Source organism: Glutamicibacter creatinolyticus (assembly GCF_006094275.1).
Lineage (GTDB): Bacteria > Actinomycetota > Actinomycetes > Actinomycetales > Micrococcaceae > Glutamicibacter > Glutamicibacter creatinolyticus.
The window spans coordinates 3,197,383-3,213,239 of sequence record NZ_CP034412.1 but is presented as its reverse complement, the minus strand read 5'-3'; the positions used below and the strand labels follow the sequence as shown (position 1 = coordinate 3,213,239).

The following is a 15,857-nucleotide window of genomic DNA, read 5'->3' as shown; positions in this document are numbered from 1 at the left end:
GTCCAGCAAGATCCCAGCCAGCGATAAGTGGGCGGTTATTCGCGGCGGACCTGCTCCGGGTCCTTGTCCGGGCGCCAGCCGCGCCACACCGGATGGCGCAGGCGCCCGTCCCGGGTGGTCTCGCTGTATTGCACCTCGCCGACCAGCTTCGGGCTGACCCAGTGGGCGTCGCGCTGATCGGCGGCCGGCACGTCCTTGGCCGGCGGGGTCTTGCGGGTGAGCTTCTGAAGGCGGGCGCGGATCTGGGTCAGCTGTTCCTCGCGGAACCCGGTGCCCACCCGCCCGGCGTAGTGCAAGGTGCCCTGCTGGTCGGGGATGGCCAGCAGCAGGGAGCCAAAGCTGGAGCTGCGCGCCCCCTGGCCCTGCCGCCAGCCGATCACCACCACTTCCTGGTGGGCCTGGTGCTTGATCTTGATCCATTCGCGGCTGCGCCGGCCCGGTTCATAGCTGCTGTCGCATTCCTTGGCGACGATGCCTTCCAGCCCCAGCTCTTCACTGGTGGCCACCGCGTCCGGCGCCGCCCCGTGGTGGGCCGGTGGAATGTGGATGAAACGGCCTTCGCGCACCGCCTGCTGCAGCCGTTCGCGGCGCACCTGGTAGACCTGATCGGTCAGGTCCTGCATCGCTCCACCCTCACCGGGCAATGCCAACACGTCAAAGAGCATCAGGTGCACATCCGATTTCCCGGGACCGGAGCGGGCCTTGGCGGTGGACCGCGAGGACTTGGCGGTGCTGGACAGCCGCTGCTGCAGCAACCCGAAGTCGGGGCGCCCCGTGGAATCCAACGCCACGATTTCCCCGTCCAGGATGCTGCCCTGCGGGGCCAGCCCGGTGATTTCAGCCAGTTCGGGGAACAGCTCGGTCAGGTCCTTGCCGTTGCGGCTGGTGATGCTCAGCTTTCCCCCGGTGGTGCCCACCAGGGCGCGGTAGCCGTCCCATTTCATTTCAAAGGACCAGCATTCGTCCGGGTCGATGTCCCCCAGGCTTCCGGCGGTGGCCAGCATCGGACGCAGTTCGGGCAGCTGAGCGGGTCTCGGCCCGTTGCCGTTAGTTCTGCGGGTGGCCCGGGCCTTGGGGTGGGAAGCCGGTGCGCCTGGTTCCTCGCTTGGTTCCGGTTCGGACCGCTCGTGTTCGGAGGGCTGGTCCTTGGTCAGCTGCAGCAGCCAGTTGCGCTCCCCACCCATGTTCTTCGCGTGGATGAGCACGAAGCGGCGCGGTACGCCCTCCAGCCCACCGTCGGGGCGTCCCTCCAGCACGGCGATGACCTTCTTGTCGTCCTCCCACTCCTCGATCCGGCAGGTGCCGGTGTCCCAGATTTCCACGGTGCCCGCCCCGTACTCCCCCTTGGGGATGCTGCCGTGGAAGCTGGCGTATTCCAGCGGATGGTCTTCGGTCATGACGGCCAGCCGGTGCACGCCCTGGCGCAGCGGCGGTCCCTTGGGCACCGCCCAGGACACCAGCACCCCGTCGTGTTCCAGCCGGAAATCCCAATGCAGGCGGCGGGCCTGGTGTTCCTGGATGACGAACGTGGCCTGCTGCCCGACCGTGCGCAGCGTGGTCTTGGTGCGTGGTTCGGGCACCGGCTCCGGGGTCTTGGCCGCATCGCGCATGGAGCGGTAGGTGGCCAGCCGATCCGTGCTGGCCGTATCGGCCAGCGGGGTGAGCGGGTCGTTGCCCTCCTCCAGGCGCTGCAGCACCTCCGGGTACTCCAGGTGGCGCAGGTCCGGATCCTCCAGTTCCTCCCAGTGCCGGGGAACGGCCACGGTCGGGTGGGCGCGTCCGCGCAGCGAATACGGGCAGATGGTGGTCTTGGCCGCGTTGTTCTGGCTCCAGTCCACAAGCACCTTCCCCTCACGCAGCGAGCGTTTCATGTTCGAGACCACCAGCTCCGGCTGGTCCTGCTCCAGGGAACGGGCCATCTCACGGGCGACCGCGGAGATCTGCTCGGAAGTATGGGTGCCATCCAGCGGCGCATACAGGTGGATGCCCTTGGACCCGCTGGTCACCGGCAGCGCCTGCATGCCCATCCCCTCCAGGATTTCCCGGCACCACTTGGCCACCTGAACGCATTCGGCCAGTCCGGCCCCGGGCCCGGGATCCAAGTCCAGAACCATGCGGTCCGGGTTCTGCGGGTTCAGGGTGGGATCAAAGCGCCACTGCGGGACATGGATTTCCAGGGCGGCCACCTGCCCGAGCCAGGCCAGGACCGCTGGTTCGTTGACCAGCGGGTAGGTGTTCACGTGATCCGAATGCTGGATCTTCCCGGTGGGAATCCAGCTGGGGGCCGAGTCCTCCAGGTCCTTGCGGAAGAACGGCTGCAGCGGCTTGCCCTCCGTACCGACCCCTTCGACCCAGCGTTTGCGGGTGGCCGGGCGCCAGGCCGCGTAGCTGATCAGGGTGGGCGCCACCCGGGCGTAGTAGTCGATCACCTCACCCTTGGTGGTCCCGGTCTGCGGATACAGCACCTTGTCCAGGTTGCTGACCCGCAGGGTGTGTCCGTCAATGCTCACGCTCTGTTCGCCGCCCCGCCGAGCCATGCGTCCCTCCCTTATCTGCCGCACGCTTCCCACGTGCCGGCTACTGCCATCGTGCGTTGGCCCGGCTCCTTGCTCAAGGCCCGTGCCGCTGTTTCCCACTGTGCCCTGCCGGGTGACGGTGCCCAACCGCTCATGGCAAGCTTTGCGGTTGTCCGCCCCGCCGGCGGACAGCGGGGCCGGGTGATGGTGGAAGAACCATGAAGTTTGCTGCGCCCCCTAGTCAGCGCCGCTGCCTTCCTGCTTGACTGTGCCTATGCGTGCTATCTGGACAGGTTCTATTGCGTTCGGGCTGGTCAACGTGCCGGTCAAGGCCTACAGTGCGGCCAGCGACCACGACATTGACCTGCATCAGGTTCACGACAAGGACGGCGGCCGGATCCGCTACGAGCGGCGCTGTGAGGTGTGCGGGAAGAAGATCACCTATCAGCACATCGACAAGGCCTACGACACCGGTGAGCAGACCGTGGTGCTCACCGACGAGGAAATGGATGCGCTGCCCTCGGAGAAGAGCCGCGAAATCGATGTGGTGCAGTTCGTTCCGGCAGAGCAGATTGACCCGCTGACCCTGGAGCGCAGCTACTACCTGGAACCGGATTCCAAGTCCCCCAAGGCCTACGCGCTGCTGCGCCGCACGTTGGAGCAGACCGAGCTGATGGCGGTGGTGAAGTTCGCGCTGCGCCAGAAGACCCGGCTGGGCGTCCTGCGGGTGCGTGACGATGTCATGGTGCTGCAGTCCATGATGTGGGGCGATGAATTGCGGGAAGCCGATTTCCCTGCCGCCCATGGTGCGGCGAAGATTTCCCCGCAGGAGCTGAAGATGTCGGCGGCGTTGGTGGAGCAGTTCACCGGGGATTTCGATTCGAGCCAGTTCGAGGACGACTACCAGAACGAGCTGCGCACCCTCATTGACGAAAAACTGAAGCAGGGGGACGCGCTGGACACCGACGCCACGTTCGGTGAGGCCCCGGCCGAGACCGAATCCTCCGGGGAGGTCATTGACCTGATGGAGGCGCTGAAGCGCAGCATCGATTCCAAGCGCGGTGGCAAGGCCAAGGCGGCCACCCGCTCGAAGCCGGCCAAGGACGCCGAGGCCGAGGATGAGGACGCTGATTCGGGCTCCGGCGGCAAGAAGACGGCGGCCAAGAAGGAAACAGCCACCAAGGGCACCAAGAAATCCACGGCCACGAAGACAGCGGCCAAGAACTCCTCGGACGAGAAGACCAGCACCAGAAAATCCACCGCGAAGAAAACCGCGCAGAAGAAGACGGAGACCAAAAAGTCGGCAGAGAAGAAGCCGGCCGCTAAAAAGACGGCGGCCAAGAAACCGGCGGCCAAAAAGGGCACCACCTCCAGCGCGAAGAAGTCCACAGAGACCAAACGACCCCGGAAGAGCGCCTGAACACTCTTCCGGGACCGTTCGGCCCGGTGGTTCCCTAGGGCGTTAGCACCACCTTGATGCAGCCGTCCTTCTTCTTCTGGAAGGTCTCATAGAGCTCCGGCCCGCGGGAGAGCGGGGCGGTGTGGGTGACCAGGTCGTCCAGGCCCAGCGGGTCAGCTGAATCCTCGGTCAGCGGCAGCAGGTCATCGATCCAGCGCCGCACATTGCACTGGCCCTGCTTCACGGTGATCTGCTTGTCGAACATCTCCAGCAGCGGCATCGGGGTCACGGCCCCACCGTAAACCCCACTGAGGGAAATCGTTCCGCCGCGGCGCACCGAGGACACCGCCGAATGCAGCACCGCGGTGCGGTCCACCGCCGCATGCTTCATCGCCAGTTCCGCCACCGGACCCGGCAGCAGGCCGGTCGCCTGCTGCGCCACCCAGGCTGCCGGTGAACCGTGCGCCTCCATGCCCACCGCGTCAATGACCGAATCCGGTCCGCGACCGGTCATTTCCGCCAGTTCCTTGGCGCTGGAGGACTTGAAGTTCAGGGTTTCCACGCCGTGGCGTGCGGCCATGTCGCGGCGTTCGGCCACCGGGTCCACCCCGATAACCCGGAAGCCCAGGTGGGTGGCGATGCGGGAGGCCATCTGGCCGACCGGCCCCAGCCCGAAGACCGCCACGCTCCCGCCGTCGGGCACCTGCGCGTACTGCACGGCCTGCCAGGCGGTGGGCAGGATGTCCGAGAGGAACAGGTAGCGGTGGTCGGGCAGCTCGTTGCCCACCACGATCGGGCCGTAGTCGGCGTGCGGCACCCGCAGCAGTTCGGCCTGCCCGCCGGGCACCTGCCCGTACATCTTCGAGTACCCGAAGAGAGCGGCCCCCTTGCCCTGCTCCTTGACCTGGGTGGTTTCACACTGGGACTGCAGCCCTTGCTCGCACATCCAGCAGTGGCCGCAGGCGATGTTGAAGGGGATCACCACCCGGTCCCCGACCTTGAGGTTGTGCACCTCGCTGCCCACCTCAACGACCACGCCCATGGGCTCATGGCCGATGATGTCCCCCTCCTGCATGAACGGGCCGAGCAGTTCGTACAGGTGCAGATCCGAACCGCAGATCGCGGTGGAGGTGATCCGCACGATCGCGTCGGTGGGCTGCTGCAGTTGCGGGTCGGGGACCTGGGTGTACTCGATCTTGCGCTTGCCTTGCCATGTCAGTGCCTTCATGCCTGCCTTTCGGTTGGGATGGGCTGGTGCCGGGGGTTCGCCGGGCGGTGGCTGCCGCCGGCGGTGGTCCTAGCGCTCGTCGTCGTACTGGTCGCCCTCGGAGGGGTCCAGGTCCGGGTCGATGCCCACGGTGGGGTCATCCTCTTCCCCGGGCTCCGGACGGTCATCCACGTCCGGGTTCCCCTCGGAAACCGGCCAGGCCTTCTCCACCAGGTTCTGGTCCGGGTCCTTGATCTTGTCGATGGTTTCCTTCACCGCATCCTTGGCCTTGTCGATGAAACCCATGTGGTGTTCCGCCTTTCCTCGATTCGGGAACGTGGGGTGCCAGCGGCCGCGCACGCAACAGCTGACCCCCTACCAAGTACCACGCACCGTGGCGCGGGAACACGCTTAATCGGTTTCTTACAGAATGCCCGGCCCCCAGCTTGGCCCGCCGGCGGTAACGGCATAAAGGTTGCTGGCAATCATTGCCGCTGCGCCCGGGCAGCGGCCACGCTGGGGGTGTGCCTGGATGCCGCCGCAGCGGATTTTGCTTCAGCGCATCGGCAGCGGCGGCGGGCAGCGACAACTCAGGGAGCCGACCGGCTTCCGTTCCCCTGAAAAGGAAGGAAGTAGGACCATGGCAACAGTGACCGCACGAGAACTCATGACCTCTCCGGCCGAGTGCGTCAACGAGCAGGATTCCATCCAGTTCGCCGCGCAGCGCATGCGGCAGCTGGATGTGGGCATGCTGCCGATCTGCGGCAGCGATGAGCGGCTGGCCGGAACCATCACCGACCGCGACATCGTCATCAACTGTGTGGCCGACGGGGTGGAGACCTCACGGGTGAAGGTCGCCGACTACGCCCAGGGCAAGCCGGTGACCATCGGCGCCGATGACTCCGTGGAGGAGGCCATCAAGACCATGCAGCAGCACCAGGTGCGCCGCCTGCCGGTCATTGACGGGCACAAGCTGGTGGGCATGCTCGCCCAGGCCGACGTTGCCCGCTACTACGACGAGGAGCGCACCGGTGACATGGTCTCCGGTGTTTCCCAACCGCAGGACTAGGAGACACACAGCCGCTTGACCCATACTGAACAACTACGAGGCACTGTGGTGGCCCGGCCCCTGGCCGGCCACCACAGTGCCATATCCAGCACCGCCGGATGGCGCCTTGGAAAGTGGGACGCATGAGCACCGGCGGGATCGACAGGCAGGAACAGATGGCCGCAGAGGACAAGTCCGAGGGCGAGGAAAGCCCGCAGCGGGAACCGGACTACACGGTGGGGCTGCTTGCCGATCCCGGAATCGCCCAGACACTGGCCGGCCGGGTCCTGCAGCCGGTGCGCCACACGCTGAACACCCGCGATGAGGGCGGCAAGCTGTGGGAGATCGACAGCGACCGGCAGTCGCTGCCGGTCTCGGCCGCCGGGCGGGTGATGATCAACGACCACGCCGAATCGCTGGGCAAGCGCCTGGGCTGGGACTACGTGGTCTACCTGACCGACATCCCGCAGTACGTCGAGGGCCGGCCGGTGCGCATGATCGTCAGCAGCGCCCACCGGGTGGCGACCATCGTGGTGCCGATGATGGGCCTGGCCCGCCGCCGCACCCTGATCGACTGGGTCCTGCGGGCCATCAAGGAACTGCACGAGGACAACGAGACCCCCGAGCCCTCGGTGAAGATGCCCGACCGGCTGCTGTCAATGACCGGCAGCGTGGTGCACGAGCAGGAGCCGGAGGACCGCTTCTCCACGGTGGAGGGGCTCTCGGGCCGGCTGCTGCTGGTGTTCGGGATGGTGCGCAGCAACCGTCCCTGGCGCCTGGTGCCGCGGCTGTCCTCCGCCATGGCCGGTGCCGCCGCCACCGGCGCGTTCGGCGTGTTCTACACCAGCATCTGGCAGATGGCCGACTATCTCTCCGCCGCCCGGCTGACCCTGATCACGCTGACCTCGCTGGCGGTGCTGACCACCTGGCTGATCATGCACAACCGCCTGTGGGAGTCCCCGCGCGGGGTGCGCAGGCGCGAACGCTGGGTGCTGTACAACGTGGCCACCCTGGTCACCGTGGGGCTGGCGGCCGCCGCCATGTACCTGGTGCTCTACGGGGTGCTGCTGCTCGGTGCGCTGGCCGTCATTGACATTGAATTCCTCTCCGAACAGCTGGGCCATGAGGCGAGCCTCGACGAATACCTGAACCTGGCGTGGCTGGCCGCATCCCTGGGCACCATGGGCGGGGCCATCGGCTCGAGCTTCGATGATGAGCAGGCGGTGCGCCAGGCGACGTTCAGCCACCGCGAGTACGAGCGGCGCAACCTGCAGCTGGAGGAAGAGGACGAAGAGTCCGGCGAATAGCCGCGCTCCGCGCGCCACCCGCCAGGAAACGGGCACTAAACCTGAGTACTTGCTGTTAAAAATCGTGTGACATGGCTTACTCTGGGCACCGCTTCTATCGTGAGACCACGTTCAGCTCCCGCGCCGGGATCTGCCGGCGCGGTCGCTGAGCACCGGTTCCTTCACGCGCACCTGGGAGTCACGATGTCACGCTCTTCTTCCCCGTCCCCGGCGTCCGGTCTTCGCCCGCCCGCGCACCCGGCTGTCCGCACCCTGGCCCTGGCGTGTGTCGCGGCCATCGCCGTAACCGGCTGCGCCCGGGGCAGCACCAATGACAAGAACAACGATCCGGGCATCGAGTTCTCCTCCGACGCCGAGCTTCAGGGCAAGCTGGATGTGATGGGCTTCAACCGGGACGCCGACGAGGTGGCCAGCACCCGCACCGACCTGGCCGAGGAGGCCATCAAGCCGGCCACGCTCAGCGCCCCGGCCGGGGAACTGGACACCCAGCAGCTGCTGTCGGCCATTGCCGCAGGCAAGGCCCCGGATTTGATCTACATCAACCGGGACGAGTTGGGTTCGATGGCCGCCCGCAAGGCGGTCATGCCGCTGGACACCTGCATCGAGGGTGAGGGCATCAACACCGATGACTTCCGCGAGTCGGCCCTGGCCCAGGTCACCTTCGACGGGAACGTCTACGGGGTGCCGGAGTTCAACCAGGTGCAGATCATCATGGCCAACGCCGAAATGCTGAACTCCGCCGGGCTGTCCGTGCAGGACATCGACGGGTCCAACCCGCAGCTGATCACCGATGCCGCCGAGAAAATGATGCAGCACAAGAACGGCAAGCTCTCGGCCATCGGCTACGACCCCAAGCTTCCAGAATTCCTTCCGCTGTGGGCCATGGGCGAGGGTGCCGCCCTGGTGTCGGAGGACGGGCGGACCGCGCTGTTGAACGACCCGAAGGTGGTCAGCGCCCTGGAGTTCGGCATCGACCTCTACGAAAAGCAGGACGGTTTTGGCACCGTCAAGTCGCTGCGTGACTCCGCCGACTTCTTCGGCAAGGGCAACCAGTTCGCCACCAACGCCCTGGGCGCGATGCCCATGGAGCAGTGGTACGTCAATATCCTCAACGACGTTTCCCCCGATACCCCAATGGCGTTCACCACGATGAAGACCTCCGCCGGTGAGCCGATGAGCTTTGGCACCGGTTCGGCCTGGGCGATCCCCAGCGGGGGCGACAACCCGCAGGCCGCGTGCCGCTTTTTGAAGACCATGACCACCACTGACACCTGGTTGGCGGCGTCCAAGGCCCGCTCGGATGACCGAGTGAAGGATCAGAAGCCGTTCACGGGCCTGTTCACGGCGAACCGGACGGCGGATGAGCAGATCAAGGAGCAGTTCGTGGACACCAACGACTACCTGGCCTCCCCGTGGGCCGAGGCCGTGGAGGCGTCCTACGAAGCGAACAACCACTCCTTCGCCATCCCGGCCCTGCCGGCCGACGCACAGTTCAAGCAGGCGTGGCTGGACGCGGTGAACCGGGTGCTCAGCGGCAACGCGTCGGTCACCGATTCGCTGGAAACCGCGCAGGATGAGGCCCAGCGGGCCCTGGACCAGGCGTGGAGTGAGTGGGAGGCCAATTCCCAGGCCAGCAGCTCGGAACAGTAGGGCTGCCCGATGGCAACCGCAACCACCCGGCGGGCCCGGCGGCGGCGCACCACGCTGACCGCGCTGGTGTTCATCAGCCCATGGATCCTGGGGTTTTTGATCTTCACGGCCTGGCCGATCATCTACACCGCCTACCTGTCCCTGACCGACTATGACGTGCTGACCGACCCGTCGTTTGTGGGGATGGACAACTACCGGGAGCTCTTCGAGGACCCCAAGGTGCTGCTCTCGCTGCGCAACACCATGTACTTCACGCTGCTCTCGGTGCCGCTGCACATAGGGGTGGCCCTGGCGTTGGCGCTGTTGCTGCAGCAGGTGATCCGGGGCCGCGGCTTCTTCCGCACCGTGTTTTACCTGCCGAACATGACCCCGCCGGTGGCGGTGGGCGTGCTGCTGCTGTTGCTGTTCAACGGGCACACCGGAGCGGTCAACGTCCTGCTGGAGGCCGTGGGAATCCCCGGCCCGCAGTGGACCACCGATGGACGCTGGGTGGTCCCGGGCCTGGTGCTGATGAGCCTGTGGACGCTGGGCGGATCGGTGGTGATCCTGCTGGCATCGCTGAACCAGGTGCCGCAGGACCTGTACGACGCGGCCAAGCTGGACGGGGCCGGGGCCTGGCGGCGGCTGACCCGCATCACCCTGCCGATGATTTCCGGAACCCTGTTCTTCCTGGTCATCGTCAACACGATTGCCGGGCTGCAGACCTTTACCGAGGCCTATACCGCGTACTTCGGGGCGGGCAACCAGACCTACAGCAATGACGCGGCCCTGTTCTACGTCATCTACCTGTTCCGCCAGGCCTTCGAATACCTGCACATGGGCTACGCTTCGGCGCTGGCCTGGGTGCTGTTCCTGGTGATCATGGTGATTTCGATGATCCAGTACTTCGCCGGACGGAAACTGGTCTACTACGAAGGAGAAGACGGTGGCTAGCATCCGCAGCACCAGCAGCATCGCCGGCCCCCCGCGCGAGATGGCCGGGCAGCGCACGGCCCTGCGCAAGGTGCGCAAGCTGTTGTCCTGGGTGGTCCTGCTGATCGCCACGGGCCTGTTCATCTACCCGCTGATCTGGCTGCTTTCGGCCTCCTTCAAACCGCAGTCAGAGGTCTTCGACAACCGGTTGATCCCCGCGACCCCAACACTGCAGAACTATCTGGACATTTGGCAGTCGGCGCCGATGGCCCTGTGGATGGGCAACACGATCCTGGTGACCGTGCTGGCGTCTCTGGCCGTAACGTTCAGCAGTTCCCTGGTGGCCTGGGGGTTCGCGTACTACCGCTTCCCCGGCCGGGACGCGCTGTTCTTCCTGATTCTGGCCACCATGATGCTGCCCGGGGTGGTCACCCTGATTCCCACGTACCTGATCTGGGATGCCCTGGGCCAGGTGGGGACGTTGACGCCGCTGTGGGCGCAGAACCTGTTCGGTTCGGCGTTCTACATTTTCCTGATCCGGCAGTTCTTCCTGGGCCTGCCCCGGCAGGTCTTCGAGGCGGCCCGCGTGGACGGGGCCAGCGACTGGCGGCTGTACTGGAACTTCGCCTTGCCGCTGTGCAAGCCGGCGATCGTGGTGACCTTGGTCTTTGAGACGCAGGCGGCCTGGACGGACCTGATGCGGCCGCTGATCTACCTGCGCGATAAAACCACGTTCACGATCCCCCGCGGGCTGAAGGCCCTGGTGGATCAGTTTGGTTTTGCTGGCAACTGGCATTGGGAGCTGATCGTCACCGCCAGCGTCATTGCCACCATTCCCATGATCATCGTCTTCTTCATCGCCCAGCGCCACATTCTGGAGGGCGCGGCACCCGCCGGTCCCCGATAGCGGGCGGACCACAGACCAGGGGCTGCAGTTCCCTTGAACGGGATCTGCAGCCCCTGGCTGGTTTCTTCACGGTCCGGTGTGGTTCACCGCCGTGCTGCGGTGGTGGCAGTCACCGGGCGTGTGCGGCTACTTGCCGTCGACGCTGGTGCCGCCGCGCGGGTGGTCCAATGCGTGACGCCCGCGGATCGCCCGGAACGCGCCGTAGATGAACATCAGCGCACCCCAGATCACGGCGATCCACAGCGGGCTGGGGTTGGTGGTGCCGGCTCCTGGTGCGAAGATCAGGAACGCGGCGAAGGCCACCGCGATGATGGCACCGGAGATCATGAGCCCCACGCCGGGGCGTTTCTTCTGCGGACGAGATACTCCACGGCTATCTGACATTGGTTCTCCCTTGTGCAAAGTTGTGTGTGGCGGGGCCGTTGCCGGCCTATCCCGCGTCGAAGCGCTGTTCGTCTTCGTCGGCTCCCTTGCCGGCCGGCCCGGTCTGCTCATCGCCGCGCTTGCCGCGCTCGGTGCTGGCCTGCTGGTCGGTGGTTTCCTGATCAACCGGTTCGGCCAGGCGTGCATCCTGCTCGTCGGTCTGTGGGTAGTCGTCGGAAGATTTGCGATCACTCATTGGTCCAGTCCTTTCCTTGGATGCAGCCCTACGAATTGCGCAGGGCCTCGACCAGTTCGTCCTTCTTCATCTTGGAACGGCCATCAACGCCGATTTCGGCCGCCCGCTCCCGCAGCTGCTGAACGGTCCAGTCCTCGTAGCTGCCGGACTCCCCGCCACGTTCACCCACCTTCGAGCGCCCGTCGCGGGCGGCGGCGTTGGCGATGCGGGCGGACTTCTGCTTGGAGTTGCCCTCCTTGCGAAGCTCCTCGTAGAGCTCCTCGTCCTTGATGCGGCTGTTGTCCTTGTTCTCTGGCATGGATCCTCCCCTACTCGGTTCACTCCTGCGCCGTGGACCCTGGTTCACCGTCCCGGACGTTCGTCCGTGCAAGGTGCGGGCCCCTTATTCGCATCACGCTAGACCACCTCACAGGCTGGTAACAGGGCGTGTGTGCGGCTTTGCGGGAAATCCCAGCTAACACCGAGAAGGCCGCCGTCGCCGGTCGTATTGTCCCGCGGTGAGAACAAAATCCCGCATGCCTTAATCGAATCCGAGTATCGTCTGAGCTTTCTCCGTGAAAACCCTGCCCTGCCTGTCGACGCCGGGCAAGCCTGTAAGACTGTGGATTGAAGCAGGGGCTACGTCGCCCGGGGCGGCGCGGTCTCCTACCGTCGAATGTCGAAAGCAGGAGGAAACAATCATGTCCCATGATCAGTCCCAGAACCCTGGACATCCACAGAAGCACACCGAACCGGTGGGTACTCCCAACGACACCAGCAGCAAGGACACCACGTCCAGCGCCGAACACAACGAGCCGGTAGGCACCGCCCACACCGACCGCGACGACGACGAGGAATCGACCTCCGGCGTGCCGCAGCACAACGAACCGGTCGGCACCGGGGACGGTCACAGCGGCCGCAAGCAGGCGGGGCCCGGCGCCCCGCACGAGCCGGTGGGCACCGGTGGCGTGGAAACCTCCTCCGGCGGCGGGGACGGGGACCGCGCCCAGCGCGCCGGCAAGGAGAAGATCTCCCCACCCGAACAGCGTCAGCCCGAACCGGGCCTGGACAGCGAGATGATCCCGCTGGCCGATCACGGCGAGCGCACCTACCAGGGCCGGGACCGGCTCACCGGCAAGCGCGCGCTGATCACCGGCGGTGATTCGGGCATCGGCGCGGCCGTGGCCATCGCGTTTGCCCGCGAGGGCGCCGACGTGGCGCTGGCCTACCTGCCGCAGGAGGAAAGCGACGCGCTGAGCATCGCGCAGGTGCTGGAGGAAGCCGGTGTGGAGGTGCACCACCTGCCCGGTGACCTGCGGGACCGCAGCTACCGTGATTCGCTGGTGGACGAGGCGGTCAAGGCCCTGGGCGGGCTGGACATCCTGGTGAACAACGCCGGCAAGCAGATCAGCATCGAGTCCATCGACCAGCTGAGCGATGAGCAGGTGGAGGCGACCTTTGACGTGAACATCCTGACGATGTTCACCCTCAGCCGGGCCGCCCTGAAGCACCTGGGCGAGGGTGGGTCGATCATCAACACCACCTCCATCCAGGCGTTCGAACCCTCCGCGCACCTGCTGGACTATGCGGCCACTAAGGGCGCGATCTCGAACTTCACCAAGGGTCTGGCGCAGCAGGCCGCCGAACGCGGCGTGCGCGTGAACGCGGTGGCTCCCGGACCGATCTGGACGCCGCTGCAGCCCTCGGATGGCCAGCCCATCGAGAAGCTGCCGAAGTTCGGTCACAATACCTGGCTCGGCCGTGCCGGTCAGCCGGTGGAGGTGGCTCCGGCCTATGTGTTCCTGGCCTCCGACGACGCCTCCTACGTGGTCGGGTCCACGATCCACGTCAACGGCGGACAGAACCAGCCGTAGCCGGCAGCTGGCCGCAACGGCCTGACGGCGGCACAGCCCGCCAATAAAAAGAGGCACCAACGCCACGGCGTTGGTGCCTCTTTTTATTTGACTCACACCCCGTTTGGCGGCGCTCGCTGCCCACGCGGGGCCGGTACGGCAAATGAACCTGGGGCCGTGGACCCCCACACGGATCCACGGCCCCAGGTCGTCTTGCGTTGTTTGGCGTCCTAGCCGCCGAAGCGCTGCCACACCCGGTGCAGGGCCATCTGCCCGGCCAGCCAGGTCACGGCCTGCCCGGCATCTTGGTGTTCGAACCCGGGCGTGCCCGCCGGGATGGCCAGCTTCGCCAGGTCCTGCTCCAGCTCCGGGCTGGTGTAGGCCACGGCCTTGGACTGGCGGAAGGTTTCCTGCAGCAGCAGGCCCACCCGCGGGTCCAGCATCTCGGGTCCGGCGTGGTCCCCGGCCGCCCCGGCCTTGGTGTCCAGCGGAACCTTGGCGGTGGGCGCGGCACGGTGCCGGCCGACCACCAGGATGCTGTCGAACTCCACCGAGCGGGCGGTGAGGTAGCTGCGGTCCACCGGCAGGCCCTCGGCCAGCTTGCCGCCGTCGGCGGCCACCAGCAGCACCCGCAGGTTCAGGCCCATCGCCTCGTCCTTGAGCCGGCGCACCAGCTCCAGGTCGGTTTCCGGGCTGACAACCAGTCCCAGCACGCGGCCATCGACCGGCCACTGCTGGCCGACCTGGGACAGCGCGGGACTCGGTGCCATGTCCTTGACCTCCTCATCCGGCTGCGGGGCCGGCAGGCCCAGGGCGAGGGCGACCGAGGCGCACAGCTCCTCATCGATGTTGGCCAGGCACTGCAGCTGGCGCTTGCGCACTTCCTCGCTGCTGCACTTGCCCAGTTCGAAGGAGTACCCCTGCTGCACGTGCAGCTGTTCGGGGGCGGTGAGGCTGCGGTAGAACAGGCGGGCCTGGCTGAAGTGATCGCTGAAGCCCACCGGCTCGGCGCGTTCCTTCACCGCCTCGGTGACCGCCTCGGGGAAGTCCACCATCCGCGCCTGGGCTTCGCTGCCCGGCTCGGCCATGAACGGGCACCCGCCGTCCAGCGAGTTCGGCTTGTAGGGCGCGATCCCTTCGTGGATGTACTGCTGGTGCATCCCGTCGCGGAACGTGTCATTGATCGGCGCGTGCGGACGGTTGATCGGCAGCTGGGAGAAGTTCGGCCCGCCCAGCCGGCTGAGCTGGGTGTCGATGTAGGAGAACAGGCGCACCTGCAGCAGCGGGTCGTTGGTGACGTCGATGCCGGGCACCAGGTGTCCGGGGTGGAAGGCCACCTGCTCGGTTTCGGCGAAGTAGTTCGACGGGTTCTCGTTCAGTTCCAGCAGCCCCAGCGGCTGGACGGGGGCCAGTTCCTCGGGCACGATCTTCGTCGGGTCCAGCAGGTCGATGCCCTCAAAGCTTTCCGAACCGTCATCGGGGAACACCTGGACCCCCAGCTCCCACTGCGGGTAGTGCCCGGAGCTGATCGCATCAGCCAGGTCCCGGCGGTGGAAGTCCGGATCCGCCCCGGAGGTCAGCTGGGCTTCCTCCCAGGTCAACGAGTGCACCCCGAGCTTGGGCTTCCAATGGAACTTGGCCAGACAGCTGTTGCCTTGGGCATTGATCAGCCGGAAGGTGTGGATGCCAAAGCCCTCCATCATCCGGAATGACCGCGGGATGCCGCGGTCACTCATCTGCCAGATGGCGTGCGCCTGGGCGGGGGTGTGCAGGGAGACGAAATCCCAGAACGTGTCGTGCGCCGACTGGGCCTGCGGGATCTCAAGGTCCGGGTGCGGTTTGGCGGCGTGCACGATGTCCGGGAACTTGATGCCGTCCTGGATGAAGAACACTGGGATGTTGTTCCCCACCAGGTCAAAGACGCCCTCCTCGGTGTAGAACTTCGTGGCGAAGCCGCGGGTGTCGCGCACGGTGTCCGAGGAGCCGCGCGAACCGACCACGGTGGAGAAGCGGGAGAATACCCGGGTGACGCGTCCGGGTTCCAGGAACCCGGCGGCGCAGATCGATTCGGCGGTGCCGTAGCTGGTGAACTGCCCGAAGGCCCCGGCGCCGCGGGCGTGGACCACGCGCTCGGGAATGCGTTCGTGGTCAAAGTGGGTGATCTTCTCGCGCAGGTGGTGATCCTGCAGCAGCACCGGGCCGCGCGGACCGGCCTTCAGCGAATGGTCGGTATCGCGCACCGGGGCGCCCTGGCTGGTGGTCATGTGCTCGGAACGCTGGCCGTAACCGGTTTTGGCATCCTCCGGCGGACCGGTGTGCTTCGCGTTGGCGGATTGATTGGGTTGATTGGCTGGCTTGTTCATGCGTGCGCTCCTACGTGAGTTGTTCGAGGCAGATGAAGTCGGTGTTCGGCGACAAACCCCCGCAGCGGCCAGCGGGTGCCCGGTCAGCACCGGTCGG

Annotated in this window: 14 protein-coding genes; 7 read left to right on the top strand and 7 right to left on the bottom strand. The window is 66.3% G+C overall.

The window, feature by feature from the left end; translation table 11 throughout:
* Nucleotides 1-35: 35 nt before the first annotated feature.
* Nucleotides 36-2,537 carry an ATP-dependent DNA ligase gene (locus GcLGCM259_RS14700; protein WP_138927077.1) on the bottom strand — a complete coding sequence of 834 codons (2,502 nt, stop codon included), beginning with the start codon at nt 2,535-2,537 and terminating at the stop codon, nt 36-38.
* Nucleotides 2,538-2,790: 253 nt separating this feature from the next.
* Between GcLGCM259_RS14700 and ku the strand changes: the two genes are divergently transcribed.
* On the top strand, nt 2,791-3,936 hold the full coding sequence (gene ku / locus GcLGCM259_RS14695; protein ID WP_138927076.1) for a non-homologous end joining protein Ku: 1,146 nt from the start codon (nt 2,791-2,793) through the stop codon (nt 3,934-3,936).
* Between the two features lie 34 nt (nt 3,937-3,970).
* On the opposite strand, the gene GcLGCM259_RS14690 is transcribed toward ku, so the two are convergent.
* Together GcLGCM259_RS14690 and GcLGCM259_RS14685 are read right to left on the bottom strand one after the other, a co-directional pair.
* Entirely contained in the window at nt 3,971-5,143 is a 1,173-nt protein-coding gene (locus tag GcLGCM259_RS14690; RefSeq protein WP_138927075.1) for an alcohol dehydrogenase catalytic domain-containing protein, read from the bottom strand.
* Nucleotides 5,144-5,212: 69 nt separating this feature from the next.
* On the bottom strand, nt 5,213-5,428 hold the full coding sequence (locus tag GcLGCM259_RS14685) for a hypothetical protein (protein ID WP_054821704.1): 216 nt from the start codon (nt 5,426-5,428) through the stop codon (nt 5,213-5,215).
* A 334-nt stretch (nt 5,429-5,762) separates the two neighbouring features.
* Here GcLGCM259_RS14685 and GcLGCM259_RS14680 point away from each other — a divergent pair, with 334 nt between their 5' ends.
* The 5 genes from GcLGCM259_RS14680 (at nt 5,763) to GcLGCM259_RS14660 (ending at nt 10,946) form a co-directional block, all read left to right on the top strand.
* Nucleotides 5,763-6,191, top strand: a complete 429-nt coding sequence (locus GcLGCM259_RS14680) for a CBS domain-containing protein (RefSeq protein WP_138927074.1) — start codon at nt 5,763-5,765, stop codon at nt 6,189-6,191.
* Nucleotides 6,192-6,313: 122 nt separating this feature from the next.
* Complete coding sequence (locus GcLGCM259_RS14675; RefSeq protein WP_138927073.1) at nt 6,314-7,477, top strand: hypothetical protein; 1,164 nt, start codon at nt 6,314-6,316, stop codon at nt 7,475-7,477.
* Between the two features lie 183 nt (nt 7,478-7,660).
* Nucleotides 7,661-9,127 carry an extracellular solute-binding protein gene (locus GcLGCM259_RS14670; RefSeq protein ID WP_138927072.1) on the top strand — a complete coding sequence of 489 codons (1,467 nt, stop codon included), beginning with the start codon at nt 7,661-7,663 and terminating at the stop codon, nt 9,125-9,127.
* A gap of 9 nt (nt 9,128-9,136) precedes the next feature.
* A complete protein-coding gene (locus GcLGCM259_RS14665) occupies nt 9,137-10,060 on the top strand; it encodes a carbohydrate ABC transporter permease (protein ID WP_138175951.1) in 924 nt (307 codons plus the stop codon).
* Nucleotides 10,053-10,946: a carbohydrate ABC transporter permease gene (locus GcLGCM259_RS14660; RefSeq protein WP_246049654.1), complete on the top strand. Its 894-nt coding sequence runs from the start codon at nt 10,053-10,055 to the stop codon at nt 10,944-10,946. Before GcLGCM259_RS14665 ends, GcLGCM259_RS14660 begins: the two co-directional genes overlap by 8 nt.
* A gap of 126 nt (nt 10,947-11,072) precedes the next feature.
* Here the strand turns inward: GcLGCM259_RS14660 and GcLGCM259_RS14655 are convergent, their stop codons facing one another.
* The 3 genes from GcLGCM259_RS14655 to GcLGCM259_RS14645 are packed head-to-tail and all read right to left on the bottom strand — an operon-like array spanning nt 11,073 to nt 11,863.
* Nucleotides 11,073-11,330: a hypothetical protein gene (locus GcLGCM259_RS14655; protein WP_138175949.1), complete on the bottom strand. Its 258-nt coding sequence runs from the start codon at nt 11,328-11,330 to the stop codon at nt 11,073-11,075.
* Between the two features lie 46 nt (nt 11,331-11,376).
* Nucleotides 11,377-11,565 carry a hypothetical protein gene (locus tag GcLGCM259_RS14650; RefSeq protein WP_138927071.1) on the bottom strand — a complete coding sequence of 63 codons (189 nt, stop codon included), beginning with the start codon at nt 11,563-11,565 and terminating at the stop codon, nt 11,377-11,379.
* A gap of 28 nt (nt 11,566-11,593) precedes the next feature.
* Entirely contained in the window at nt 11,594-11,863 is a 270-nt protein-coding gene (locus GcLGCM259_RS14645) for a DUF7218 family protein (protein ID WP_138927070.1), read from the bottom strand.
* Between the two features lie 649 nt (nt 11,864-12,512).
* On the opposite strand from GcLGCM259_RS14645, the gene GcLGCM259_RS14640 reads away from it, so the two are divergent.
* The gene (locus GcLGCM259_RS14640) at nt 12,513-13,418 is read left to right on the top strand and encodes an SDR family oxidoreductase (protein WP_391495604.1); all 906 of its coding nucleotides are present in this window, start codon (nt 12,513-12,515) and stop codon (nt 13,416-13,418) included.
* 209 nt (nt 13,419-13,627) lie between these two features.
* On the opposite strand, the gene GcLGCM259_RS14635 is transcribed toward GcLGCM259_RS14640, so the two are convergent.
* Nucleotides 13,628-15,760: a catalase gene (locus GcLGCM259_RS14635; protein WP_138927069.1), complete on the bottom strand. Its 2,133-nt coding sequence runs from the start codon at nt 15,758-15,760 to the stop codon at nt 13,628-13,630.
* Nucleotides 15,761-15,857: the final 97 nt, after the last annotated feature.